The organism is Pseudomonas sp. lyk4-R2A-8, from assembly GCF_030209095.1.
Lineage (GTDB): Bacteria > Pseudomonadota > Gammaproteobacteria > Pseudomonadales > Pseudomonadaceae > Aquipseudomonas > Aquipseudomonas quebecensis.
The window spans coordinates 197,813-210,607 of the sequence record NZ_JARVSS010000015.1 but is presented as its reverse complement, the minus strand read 5'-3'; the positions used below and the strand labels follow the sequence as shown (position 1 = coordinate 210,607).

The 12,795-nt window shown below is 60.1% G+C and carries 11 protein-coding genes; 7 read left to right on the top strand and 4 right to left on the bottom strand.

Translation table 11 applies throughout. The features are described 5' to 3' along the window. Positions 1-12: 12 nt before the first annotated feature. From QRN10_RS16590 to QRN10_RS16580, 3 genes are all read right to left on the bottom strand, one after another. On the bottom strand, positions 13-1,728 hold the full coding sequence (locus QRN10_RS16590) for a proline--tRNA ligase (RefSeq protein WP_181078935.1): 1,716 nt from the start codon (positions 1,726-1,728) through the stop codon (positions 13-15). Between the two features lie 138 nt (positions 1,729-1,866). After that, a complete protein-coding gene (locus QRN10_RS16585; RefSeq protein WP_181078937.1) occupies positions 1,867-3,399 on the bottom strand; it encodes an AmpG family muropeptide MFS transporter in 1,533 nt (510 codons plus the stop codon). A 43-nt stretch (positions 3,400-3,442) separates the two neighbouring features. Further along, positions 3,443-3,796: an MGMT family protein gene (locus QRN10_RS16580; protein WP_181078939.1), complete on the bottom strand. Its 354-nt coding sequence runs from the start codon at positions 3,794-3,796 to the stop codon at positions 3,443-3,445. 162 nt (positions 3,797-3,958) lie between these two features. On the opposite strand from QRN10_RS16580, the gene QRN10_RS16575 reads away from it, so the two are divergent. The 5 genes from QRN10_RS16575 to groL all read left to right on the top strand — a co-directional run bounded on the left by QRN10_RS16575 (position 3,959) and on the right by groL (position 8,574). After that, complete coding sequence (locus QRN10_RS16575; RefSeq protein WP_181078941.1) at positions 3,959-4,966, top strand: DUF481 domain-containing protein; 1,008 nt, start codon at positions 3,959-3,961, stop codon at positions 4,964-4,966. A gap of 94 nt (positions 4,967-5,060) precedes the next feature. Then, the gene (locus QRN10_RS16570; RefSeq protein WP_285428721.1) at positions 5,061-5,792 is read left to right on the top strand and encodes a HugZ family pyridoxamine 5'-phosphate oxidase; all 732 of its coding nucleotides are present in this window, start codon (positions 5,061-5,063) and stop codon (positions 5,790-5,792) included. 66 nt (positions 5,793-5,858) lie between these two features. Next, positions 5,859-6,335: an FxsA family protein gene (locus tag QRN10_RS16565; protein ID WP_181078945.1), complete on the top strand. Its 477-nt coding sequence runs from the start codon at positions 5,859-5,861 to the stop codon at positions 6,333-6,335. Between the two features lie 246 nt (positions 6,336-6,581). After that, positions 6,582-6,878, top strand: a complete 297-nt coding sequence (locus tag QRN10_RS16560; RefSeq protein WP_017846112.1) for a co-chaperone GroES — start codon at positions 6,582-6,584, stop codon at positions 6,876-6,878. 49 nt (positions 6,879-6,927) lie between these two features. Beyond that, the gene (gene groL / locus QRN10_RS16555) at positions 6,928-8,574 is read left to right on the top strand and encodes a chaperonin GroEL (protein WP_181078947.1); all 1,647 of its coding nucleotides are present in this window, start codon (positions 6,928-6,930) and stop codon (positions 8,572-8,574) included. Between the two features lie 84 nt (positions 8,575-8,658). On the opposite strand, the gene QRN10_RS16550 is transcribed toward groL, so the two are convergent. Further along, positions 8,659-10,608, bottom strand: coding sequence for an LTA synthase family protein (locus QRN10_RS16550; protein WP_181078949.1), 1,950 nt, complete (start codon positions 10,606-10,608; stop codon positions 8,659-8,661). Between the two features lie 201 nt (positions 10,609-10,809). On the opposite strand from QRN10_RS16550, the gene colR reads away from it, so the two are divergent. Beyond that, positions 10,810-11,493: a two-component system response regulator ColR gene (colR, locus tag QRN10_RS16545; protein ID WP_034100290.1), complete on the top strand. Its 684-nt coding sequence runs from the start codon at positions 10,810-10,812 to the stop codon at positions 11,491-11,493. Beyond that, positions 11,483-12,763: a sensor histidine kinase gene (locus tag QRN10_RS16540; protein WP_285428720.1), complete on the top strand. Its 1,281-nt coding sequence runs from the start codon at positions 11,483-11,485 to the stop codon at positions 12,761-12,763. The genes colR and QRN10_RS16540 overlap by 11 nt, the downstream gene beginning before the upstream one ends. The last annotated feature ends 32 nt before the right edge of the window (positions 12,764-12,795 follow it).

Sequence of the window (12,795 nt, the reverse complement as noted above, 5' to 3'; positions counted from 1 at the left end):
TTGATCTGGTTTTCAGCGACGAATACGCGCCTGAAGGAAAGACAGCACGTCAGCCACCGGCAACGGTTGGGCTTCGGCTTCGGTCCGGCTCTTGTATTCCAGATTGCCATCGGCCAGGCCGCGGTCGCTGACCACGATCCGGTGAGGGATGCCAATCAGTTCCATGTCGGCGAACTTGATGCCAGGGCTGGTTTTCTTGTCCCGGTCATCAAGCAACACTTCAAAACCGGCGGCCGTCAGTTCGGCATACAGTTTGTCGGTGGCTTCGCGTACTTGCTCGGTTTCATAGCGCAGCGGTACCAGCGCCACTTGGAACGGCGCCAGGGCGTCACTCCAGATGATGCCTTTCTCGTCGTTGTTCTGCTCGATGGCAGCCGCCACCACGCGGGACACGCCAATACCGTAGCACCCCATTTCCAGGGTGATCGGCTTGCCGTTCTCGCCCAGCACTTCGCACTTCATCGCTTTGCTGTATTTGTTGCCCAGCTGGAAGATGTGCCCGACTTCGATGCCACGCTTGATTTCCAGGGTGCCCTTGCCATCCGGGCTAGGGTCGCCGGCCACCACGTTGCGCAGGTCGGCGACGGTGGGAACCGGCAGGTCACGCTCCCAGTTCACGCCGAAATAGTGCTTGTCGTCGATGTTCGCACCGATACCGAAGTCGCTCATCAGCTCGACCGAACGGTCGATGATGATCGGCAGCGGCAGGTTCAGCGGGCCGAGGGAACCGGCGCCAGCGCCAATGGCGTCGCGCAGCTCGGCATCGGTGGCCATGACCAGTGGGTTGGCAACGCCCGGCTGCTGGGCGGCCTTGATTTCATTGAGTTCGTGGTCGCCACGGATCACCAGCGCGATCAGCTTGCCTTCTTCTTCAGCGTGCACGATCAGCGTCTTGATGGTCTTTTCAATCGGCAGATTGAATTTTTCCACCAGGGCCGCGATGGTCTTGGTGTCCGGGGTGTCCACCAGGCGCAGTTCTTCGGTCGGGGCAGGGCGCGAGGTTTCCCGTGGCACGGCCTCGGCTTTCTCGATGTTCGCCGCGTAGTCGGAGCCGTTGCTGAACACGATATCGTCTTCGCCGGACTCGGCCAGTACGTGGAATTCGTGGGAGCCGGCGCCGCCGATGGAACCGTTATCCGCTTCAACCGGGCGGAATTTCAGGCCCAGGCGCGTGAACACGTTGCAATAGGCCTGGTGCATGCGGTCGTAGGTGACCTGCAGGGACGCCTGGTCAGCGTGGAACGAATAGGCGTCCTTCATGATGAATTCACGGCCGCGCATCAAGCCGAAGCGTGGGCGGATTTCATCACGGAATTTGGTCTGGATCTGATACAGGTTCAGCGGCAACTGTTTATAGCTGCTCAGCTCGTTGCGCATCAGGTCGGTGATCACTTCTTCATGGGTCGGGCCGGCGCAGAAATCGCGGCCATGACGGTCCTTGAAGCGCAGCAACTCAGGGCCGTACTCTTCCCAACGTCCGGATTCCTGCCACAGTTCGGCCGGCTGAGTGCTCGGCATCAACACTTCCAGGGAGCCGGCGGCGTTCATTTCTTCACGAACGATGGCTTCGACCTTGCGCATCACCTTCAAGCCCATGGGCAACCAGGTGTACAGGCCCGAGGCCAGTTTGCGGATCATGCCGGCGCGCAGCATCAGTTGGTGGCTGATCACGACCGCATCGGAAGGCGTTTCTTTCTGTGTGGCGAGCAAATATTGACTGGTACGCATGGTAGGCCGTTGTCGGTTGCTTGAACTTGAAATGACTTGGGATTGTACGGGCGCGGGCTGCCGGAGTACAGGCATCAGAATGCAGAGGGGTATGTGGGAGGGGGCAAGTCGAATCGTCGCAACGCCCCTCCCACATTGTCAGTCCTCAGCCGGTGGACTCAACCGAATCCGCCGATTCTCCTGATACCAGTGCAACGCGATCAGCAGCAGCGTCGGCACCCCCAGCATGCAGGTGATCAGGAAGAAGTTGTGATAGCCGAACTTCTCCACCATCACCCCCGAATACCCGCCGATCAGGCGCGGCAACAACAGCATGATCGAGCTGAGCAGCGCATATTGGGTAGCGGAGAACTTGAGGTTGGTCAGGCTCGACAAGTAGGCCACGAAGGCCGACGTGGCCAGGCCCGAGCTGAAGTTATCCAGTGAGATGGTGAAAATCAGCATCTGCAGGTCCGGGCCCATGTCGGCGAGCATCACGAACAGCAGGTTGGTGCCGGCCGACGCTACGCCACCGATGAACAGGATCGGCAGGATGCCGAAGCGCACAATCAGCAGGCCGCCCATGCCGGCGCCGAGCAGCGTCATGATCAGGCCGAAGATTTTGCTGACCCCGGCAATCTGGTCCTTGGTAAAGCCCTGGTCGATGTAGAACACATTGGCCATCACGCCCATGACCGTGTCGGACATGCGATACGTTGCGATCAGGCCCAGCAGCAGCAACGCCTGCCAGCGATAGCGCAGGATAAAGTCGTTGACCGGTGTCAGCACCGGCGCCAGGCCACGCCGGCCCATGGCCGACAGGCACAGGCTGGTGAGCGTGATATAGAGGATGGCCCGCAGGAACGCGCGGTCTTCCATCAGCAGGTCCCACAGGCTCACGCCCTGGAAGAGCACACTGGCGAAATCGGTGTTGTACAACTGGGTGAACATCGCCGGTACCGACACCAGCAGTACGATCAGCACGAACACCGACACCAGTTGATGCACGAAGCTGTAGCGGCCGGCCTGCAACTGGGTGCGCAGTGGCACATTGGGCTCGCGCATGAGCAGGGTGGTCAGCAAGGCTGGAATCATCAGCACGCCGAACAGCACATAGGTGCCGGTCCACGCCGAGTGTTTGTAGTTGAAGCCGGTGGAGCCGAAACCTTCGGCGAAAAACAGTGCGCCGGCGGTGGCCAGCAGCGCGGCGATCCGATAACCGGACATATAGCTGGCGGCCAAGGCAGCCTGGCGACTGTCGTCGGCGATTTCCAGGCGATAGGCGTCGACCGCAATGTCCTGGGTAGCGGAGGCAAAGGCGACGATCACTGCAATGGCGATCAGCCAGGACAAATGCTTCTGCGGATCGCAGAAGCCCATGCCGATCAAGCCCAGGATCACCAGCGACTGGGCCAGCACCAGCCAGGAACGACGCCGCCCGAGTTTGCCGAGCAGCGGCAGGCGCCATTGGTCGAGCAGCGGTGACCAGACCCATTTGAAGGCGTACGCCAACCCGATCAGGCTGGCATAACCGATGGTTTCGCGGGCCACACCGGCTTCGCGCAACCACACCGAAAGCGTCGAGAACACCAACATGTAAGGCATGCCGGCAGCGAAGCCGAGCAACAACAGCACTAACGTCGAGGGGCTGGCATAGGCAGCGAGCGCGGCGCGCCAGGTTTTACGGGGCATGGGCTGGAGTCTGCCTCAGATTCACGGAAACAAAGCGCGCACTCTAACCGCTGTGCTCTACCGGGCGCCAGCCATGGCGCTGAATATCAACGCGATTGTTCAGGATACTGACGCCTTCGCTGCGCAAACGCGCACGTTGTTCGTCGCCCGAGGCGCTGCCGACCGGCAGGCTTATCCGACCGCCGGCACCCAGCACACGATGCCAGGGCAAGCGCGTGTCTTCGGGGAGCTGGCTCAAGGTGCGGCCCACCCAGCGAGCCGCGCGCCCTAAACCGGCCAGGTGCGCCAGCTCGCCGTAGCTCACCACGCAGCCTTCGGGCACTTGTGCCAGCGTCAGGTACAGCGCTGTGCGGCGTATCTCGGCAGGGCTTTGTTCAGGCTCGAGTGTGGGATTCACTGTGGCGCTATCCGTTTAAAACGTCAGTAATAATGTAAGAAACGTCTGTGAATATGGCGGTGAGAATTGAACTCATCTGCGATCCTTGAGTCAGTGCTTGCTAAGACGTGATCTAACACGATAATGCCCTCTTTTCGCCACGCCCGAGCCTCGAATCCGCTTATGTTGTCCAGAACCCTGCTGTGCCTTGCTGTTCTCAGTGCCTCAACGCCTCTGCTTGCCGATACCGTCTGGTTGAAAAACGGTGATCGCCTGACCGGCAAAATCAAGCTGTTCGACGGCGGCAAGTTGCTGATCCAGACCGCTTACGCCGGCGCTGTGCCCGTGGACTGGAAGCAGGTCAAAACCCTGGAAAGCGACCAGGAACTGCTGGTCAAGCAGGATGCCTACAGCGGCGAGAAGGCCAAGTCCCTCCACGCGGCGGAAGACGGCAAGGTGGTGCTGGCCAATGGCGAGGCACCCAAGACCGTGGAGCTGGCGAGCATTCAGCAGATCATCAAGCCAAAGCCTGTGATCGAGGACCTGGTATGGAAGGGCAACGTCGACCTGGCCCTGGATTACAAGCGCGCCGAGAAAGACACCAACGACTACGATATCGATTTCAAGACGTCCGCGCGTCATGGTCAATGGCGCCATACCGGGCAGGGCGAGTACAACCGCGAATTTCAGGACGATGTGACCACCACCGACAACTGGGCGCTGGAATACGACCTGGACCGTTTTCTCACCGAGCACTGGTTCTGGCAAGGGCGTCTGACCTACAAGCGCGACAAGGTTGAAGACCTGGCCCGCCAGCGCACCGTGGGTACCGGCCCCGGCTACCAGTTCTGGGACGATGAACTGGGCGCGTTCTCCCTCGGCTCGCTGGTCAACCGAACCGACTATGAATATGCCGACGGCGGCAAAGACAACTTCTATTCCCTGGCCATGAAGTGGAACTACAACCGCTACCTGGTGGGCAAGACCGTTGAGTTCTTCACCAACGGCGAACTGGGCAAGCCTATCGATGCACCGGCCGAGTACTCGTTGGATGCGGAAATGGGCCTGCGCTACAAAGTCACCGAGTGGGCATCGCTCAACCTCAAGGCCGAGCGCGATGTGATCAGCGGCGACTCCCAGAGCAGCCTGAGCAAAACCCGCTACACCGCTGGGTTCGGCGTGGCCTGGTAATCGAGCCCCTGGCAACCGCGGCCTTTATTGATTACCTTGTGTTGAGATCCATTCCCATACGCAGTGGGCGGCTGAATACCCGAGGAGTCATACGTTGAGCGCACAGGTTGCCAGGAACGCCCGAGAGCTGTTGCTCAAGGAATACCGTGGGGCTCTCTCCACATTGTCCAAAGCCATGCCCGGCTTTCCCTTTGGATCGGTGGTGCCGTACTGCCTGGACGAGCAGGGCCGGCCATTGATTCTGATCAGCCGCATCGCCCAGCACACCCATAACCTGCAAAAAGATCCCAAGTGTTCGCTGCTGGTCGGCGAGCGCGAGGCGGACGATGTGCAGGCAGTGGGGCGCCTGACCTACCTGGCCGAAGCCGAAAAACTGCAGGACGCCACCGCCATCGAGGTAGCGGCCGAACGCTATTACCGCTACTTCCCCGAGTCGGCCAACTACCACAAGGCCCACGATTTTGATTTCTGGGTGCTCAAGCCGGTGCGTCACCGCTATATAGGCGGGTTCGGCGCGATCCATTGGCTTGATCAGCTGACCCTGGCTAACCCTTTCGCCGGCACGGCCGAGCGCAGCATGGTCGAGCACATGAACAGCGACCATGCCAAGGCGATTTCGCATTACGTGGCACTTGCCGATTTGCCTGCCGGCGAGCCCGCGCAGTTGGCCGGGATCGACAGTGAGGGCATGCACCTGCGCATTGGTCAGTCGTTGCACTGGCTGCCGTTCGCAACGTCTTGCAACACGCCGACACAGGTGCGCGAAGCCCTGGTTTCATTGGCTCATGCCGCTGCCTGGCCGAAAAAAACGGCGTCCGACGCTTGAATTCACGAAACGGCGACGTCATCTAAGGTGGACTGGCAAGGCATTCTTGCGTTGAGGAACCATTTGATGCGCCCTTTTTTATTGCTCTTTCTGCTGTTCCCGGTGTTGGAGCTGTTCGTCTTCGTTCAGGTCAGCAGTGCGATCGGGTTTTTCCCGGCATTGCTGTTGATCATTCTAGGCTCGATGCTTGGCGTTCTAGTGCTGCGCGTCGCCGGACTGGCTACGGCATTACGTGCCCGGGAAAGCCTGAACCGCGGCGAGTTGCCCGCCCAGACCATGCTGGAAGGCCTGATGATGGCCCTGGCCGGTGGCCTGTTGATCCTGCCGGGTTTCATCAGCGACGCAGTCGGTCTGGTGATGCTGCTGCCGGTCACCCGCAAATTGCTGGCCGGCAAAATGCGCCAGCGCGCCGAAGAGGCCGCGATTCGCCAGCGTGCGTTCGCCGACGACCTGCAGCCTCGTGGTGGCCCGGCCCCGCGCCAGCCTCTGGGCCGTGAAGGCGATGTGATCGAAGGCGAGTTCGAGCACCGCGACGGCAAATAACCCCCACCCACACGGCACCTTCAGGTGCCGTGCTGCATTTACCGGCTCCCTGGACATAAAAAATTTCATTCGCGGGCCCTTGTAATAAGCACAGGCGCCCTTATGTAACGGTCACCGCAAGGTTTCTGGTGGTGACACTAGACAGACTTCCGCGTTTCGCCCAGCGAACCGCGACCGGCACCGCCGGAATTTAACCCGCCGGAATTGATACCGGCCGATGAAAAACACAATTAGGAGAGATCGACAATGAGCAAGCTTCGTCCTCTGCACGACCGCGTCGTCATCCGTCGCAGCGAAGAAGAAAAGAAAACCGCTGGCGGCATCGTTCTGCCAGGTTCGGCTGCTGAAAAAGCCAACCACGGTGTGATCGTCGCTGCGGGTCCGGGCAAGACCCTGGAGAACGGTGAAGTACGCGCGCTGGCCGTGAAAGTGGGTGACAAGGTTGTTTTCGGCCCTTACTCCGGTAGCAACACTGTGAAAGTCGACGGCGAAGACCTGCTGGTAATGGCTGAGAACGAAATTCTCGCTGTACTGGAAGGCTGATTTCCCGCTCATTTTCCCGTTACGTCAAAGTATTTAAGGAATATCGATCATGGCTGCTAAAGAAGTTAAATTCGGCGACTCCGCCCGCAAGAAAATGCTCACTGGTGTCAACGTTCTGGCTGACGCAGTAAAAGCGACCCTGGGCCCGAAAGGCCGTAACGTGATCATCGAGAAGAGCTTCGGCGCTCCGACCATCACCAAGGACGGCGTTTCCGTCGCCAAAGAAATCGAACTGGAAGACCGTTTCGAAAACATGGGCGCGCAGCTGGTTAAAGACGTTGCCTCCCGTGCCAACGATGACGCAGGCGACGGCACCACCACCGCCACCGTTCTGGCTCAGTCGATCGTCAACGAAGGCCTCAAGGCCGTTGCTGCCGGCATGAACCCGATGGACCTGAAGCGCGGTATCGACAAGGCGACCATCGCCATCGTCAAAGAGCTGAAGAACCTGTCTAAGCCATGCGCCGACACCAAGGCCATCGCTCAGGTGGGTACCATCTCCGCCAACTCCGACAACTCCATCGGCGACATCATTGCCGAAGCCATGGAAAAAGTCGGTAAAGAAGGCGTGATCACCGTTGAAGAAGGCTCGGGCCTGGAAAACGAACTGTCGGTGGTAGAAGGCATGCAGTTCGACCGCGGCTACCTGTCTCCGTACTTCGTCAACAAGCCTGACACCATGGTTGCCGAGCTGGACAGCCCGCTGATCCTGCTGGTCGACAAGAAAATCTCCAACATCCGCGAAATGCTGCCGGTGCTGGAAGCTGTTGCCAAAGCCGGTCGCCCACTGCTGATCGTGGCTGAAGACGTTGAAGGCGAAGCCCTGGCGACTCTGGTTGTGAACAACATGCGTGGCATCGTCAAAGTCGCCGCCGTCAAGGCGCCAGGCTTCGGCGATCGTCGCAAGGCCATGCTGCAGGACATCGCCGTCCTGACCGGCGGTACCGTTATCTCCGAAGAGATCGGCCTGAGCCTGGAAAGCGCCACCCTGGAAAACCTGGGTAGCGCCAAGCGTGTGACCCTGTCCAAGGAAAACACCATCATCGTTGACGGTGCCGGCGTTGAAGGCGACATCGAGTCGCGCATCAACCAGATCCGTGCCCAGGTTGCCGAAACTTCCTCCGACTACGACCGTGAAAAACTGCAAGAGCGTCTGGCCAAGCTGTCCGGCGGCGTTGCAGTGATTAAGGTTGGCGCCGGTTCCGAAGTTGAAATGAAAGAGAAGAAGGCCCGCGTTGAAGACGCCCTGCACGCAACCCGTGCAGCCGTTGAAGAAGGTGTGGTACCTGGCGGTGGCGTTGCGCTGATCCGTGCCCTGGAAGCCCTGACTGACCTGACCGGCGACAACGCTGACCAGAACGTCGGCATCGCTGTACTGCGTCGCGCTGTTGAAGCACCACTGCGCCAGATCGCTGCCAACTCCGGCGACGAGCCAAGCGTTGTGGTCAACGAAGTCAAGAACGGCAAAGGTAACTACGGTTACAACGCTGCGACTGGCGTCTACGGCGACATGATCGAAATGGGCATCCTGGACCCAACCAAGGTAACCCGTTCGGCGCTGCAGGCAGCATCCTCCATTGGCGGTCTGATCCTGACCACCGAAGCGGCGATCGCTGATGCACCGAAGAAAGAAGGCTCGGCTGGCGGCGGTATGCCAGACATGGGCGGCATGGGTGGCATGGGCGGCATGATGTAAGCCAGCCTTACCCCCGTACTGAAAAAGCCCCGCCTGCAGTGATGCAGGCGGGGCTTTTTTATTGCTTGGGGGTCATGAGCTGGCTTAGCGCTCGGTCAGCCGTGGGCTCGTCTCCTGGGGCGCTTTCCAACTCAACAACTGTTGTTTGAACCCGTAGCTGGCGGCCTGGTAATAGGTGATTGCTCGCTGGATCAAGGGATCATCACTGCCCACTCGCGACTCCTGGCTTTCAGCCAAGGCCTGGTCGTGGCGACGCAGACCCAGGCGCGGGCTGAGAATGGCCAGGTCCTTGCCGTCGAACAGCCCCAGATGCTGGTAATTGCCGACCACCACGCGCGGCGGCAGCGGGTTATCCTGAAGCAAGTCGCGGCCGAAGAACGTCGACTCGTAGCTCAGGTTGATCAGGCCCAGCAGGGTCGGCGCCAGGTCGATCTGACTGGCCAGTTGCGCGGACTCCCGTGGGTCGATCAGTTTGGGCGCATAGATGAACAGCGGAATCTGGTAGTTGGTGATGGGCAAGTCTTCCTTGCCCGCGCTGCCGGCCGTGTGATCGGCGACGAACACAAAGATCGTGTTGTCGAACCAGGGCTTCTGACGTGCCGCGTCGAGGAATTCACCGATGGCATGGTCGGTGTATTTCACCGCGCCGTCGCGGCCATTCCCGGATTTGATATCGATGCGCCCATCCGGATAGGTGTAAGGGCGATGGTTGGAGGTAGTCATCAATTGCAGCAGGAACGGTTGCCGCTTGGCGTAATCGGCGTCGGCCAGTTTCAGGGTTTGTTTGTACAGGTCTTCGTCGGCCATGCCCCAGGCGTTTTTAAACGAGATTTCGGCCTCGGGTACGCTGCTCTGATCGACCACGCGGTAACCGTTGCCGCTGAAAAACGCGTTCATGTTATCGAAGTAACCGCGCCCACCGTACACGAATACGCTGTCATAACCGACGGCGGTGAGCTGTTGCCCGAGGCTGGCGAAACCGCTTTCACGGCCGATGCGTTTGACGATCGAGCGTCCCGGCGTAGGAGGGATCGCCAGGGTGATTGCTTCCAGGCCCCGGTCTGTGCGGGTGCCGGTGGCGTAGAAGTTATTGAAATACAGGCTTTGTTTTCGCAACGCGTCGAGGTTCGGCGTGAGATTGCGCCCGTCGCCATTGCTGCCCATGTATTTGGCGCTGAAGCTTTCGATGGTTACCAGCACGATATTGGGCGTGCTCGGCGGGCCGGAGTGGCTGATGGACCGGCGGATATCCAGCGGGTCCTGGCCGATAAAGCGGGCGTTGGGCTCGCTGAGTTCGGCGCGCAACTGGCGGGCGACCACGTCGGTCGGCAGGCTTTTGTAGAACTGCGAGTAATCCAGTTCGTTGTTACGAAAGGCTGCAAAAAACTGATATGGGCCATTACTGGCCAGCTCGTTTTTGTAGGCATTGCCGCCCTGGGCGCGGGGGCTGTCCTGACTGATCAACTGCAGGCTGAGGCCGACGGCCAGCACCAGCACCACCGCGTTGAACAAGCGGCCGCGCAAGGGTGGCAGTGGTGAGGCCGTGGCGGCATTGAACGCTTTACGCAAAGCCAGGCTCAACACAATGGCCAGCATTGCCAATAAGCTGAGCAGTTTGCCGATCGGGTAGGACTCCAGCAGGTTGTTCAACACTTCGTCGGAATACACCAGGTAGTCGACGGCGATGAAGTTGAAGCGCACCCCGAACTCGTCCCAGAACAGCCATTCGGCGACCGAGGTAAACAGCATTGCGAAGAGACTGACCGTGAGTACCGCCTGCAAAAACCAGCGGTGGCCGCGACGACGCCACAGGCCCGGCGGGCATAGCAGCACGTACAGTCCCAGCGGCAGCGCTGCGTAGGCAAGAAACCCCAGGTCATACAGCAACCCCACGCCGAACACCGGCAGCAGGTTACCGCCGACTTCGTCCAAGTGAGTCAGCAACAGCACGGCACGGGTGACCAGGAAAATCAGTAACCAGGCACCGGTTATCAACAGCAAATAGCGCATTGGCGCAGTTTTGACCAAACCCATGTCTATGTTCCTTATATAAATGGGAGGCGATGGTCGTCCTGACACTGTAGTCAGTTTGTGAAGCTATAGTGAAAAACTCGTTGCCCTCTCAATTTGATTGAAAACCTTGATCCACGCGCCCTGGAGGTCTATCCCTGAGCCCGACTTGGCCTTAAGCTGCGCGAGCCAACACGGCCGTTACCGCGTACGGAGACACTGCCCATGCGAATTTTATTGGTTGAAGACAACCGCGATATTCTGGCCAACCTGGCGGACTACCTGGGGCTGAAGGGCTACACCGTCGACTGTGCGCAGGACGGGCTGTCGGGCCTGCATCTGGCCGCCACCGAACACTACGACCTGATCGTGCTCGACATCATGCTGCCGGGCATCGATGGCTACACCTTGTGCAAACGCCTGCGCGAAGATGCGCGTCGTGATACGCCGGTGATCATGCTCACCGCGCGCGATCAGTTGGACGACCGGCTGCAGGGTTTCAAGTCCGGCGCCGATGACTACCTGCTCAAGCCATTTGCCCTGTCGGAACTCGCCGCGCGCATCGAAGCGGTGCTGCGTCGTGCCCAGGGTGGCGGGCGCCGCGCGTTGCAAGTGGGCGACCTGAGCTACGACCTCGACACCCTGGAAGTGACCCGAGAAGGGCGCCTGCTCAAGCTCAACCCGGTCGGCCTGAAGCTGCTGGCGGTGCTGATGCAGAAAAGCCCCCATGTGCTGCGCCGCGAAATTCTCGAAGAAGCGCTGTGGGGCGATGATTGCCCGGACAGCGACAGCCTGCGCAGCCATGTCCACCAACTGCGCCAGGTGATCGACAAACCGTTTGCCAAGCCATTGCTGCACACGGTGCACGGCGTGGGTTACCGCCTGGCCGAGGGTCGCGATGGAGTTTAAGCAAAGCCTTGCCCAGCGCATCATCATCGCGTTTGCCTTGATGAGCGCACTGGTGGCGGGCGCCTTCGCCATGGGCATCGTTGCGACGGTGCACCTGGTGGAAGAGAAGTTGATTTCAGCGGGCCTGGGCGGTGACCTGCAACGCTTGCTGCTGATGGACAGCGTCGAAGACTGGAGTCATCGACCCGAGCCGGACCAACTGTTCTATTTCAGCGGCGGCCGTGGCGACTTTGAATTGCCCAAGGATTTGCGTCATCTGGAACCGGGCTTTCACGAGGTGTTTCGCGAGTCGCTGTCGTACCACGCCATGGTCGAAGTGATCGACGGTCGGCGCTATGTGCTGCTGCAGGACCAAAGTGACTTCGAAGAGCGTGAGCGGGTGCTGTTCGCCGTGGTCCTGGTGGGCTTTGTGCTCAGCCTGGCGCTGGCGGTGTTCCTGGGATGGGTGCTGGCGCGCAAGGTAATGGCGCCGGTGGTGCGCCTGGCTCGCCAGGTGCGCCACCGTGACCAGTTGCTGGGCCTGGCACCGCCTCTGGCGCCGGACTATGCGGCTGACGAAGTGGGCGAATTGGCCGTGGCCTTCGACGCCACATTGGGCCGACTGCGCCAGGCGCTATCCCGTGAGCAGTTGTTCACCAGCGACGTAAGCCACGAGTTGCGCACCCCCCTGATGGTCCTGGCCAGTTCCTGCGAATTGCTGCTGGAAAATCCGGCCATCGATCAGCGTGGACGTAACCAGGTGCTGCGTATCGCCAGGGCCTGCGAAGAAATGCGCGAGCTGGTGCAAACCTTCCTGATGCTGGCGCGGGCGCAACACAGCGAGTCCACCATGTCGCCCCAGGTAAGCCTCACCCAGGTGGCGGAGGACTTGCTCGGGATCTGGCGCGAACCCATCGAGCAGAAGGGCCTGCAACTGATCTATCAACCGGGCAGCCCTCTGGACACACGCTACAACACCACCTTCCTGCACGCCGTAATGGGCAACCTGCTGCGCAACGCCTTGCATTACACCGAGCAGGGCTTTATCCGCCTGACCCTGGAACCTACCGGTTTCGTGGTGGAAGACAGCGGTGTCGGTATCCCCGAAGAAAAACGCGAGGCCATGTTCGAACCGTTCGTGCGTGGCACTGAGAAGCGCGGTGAAGGCCTGGGGCTGGGCCTGTCACTGGTGCAGCGGATCTGCGAGAACCAGGGCTGGAGTGTCAGCCTCAGTACCATGGAACCCAACGGTTGCCGCTTTCACGTTGAGTTGAGTCAGGTCAAGCCTTGATCGCGTCTGCTGCCGCTATCCTGCCATAAGCC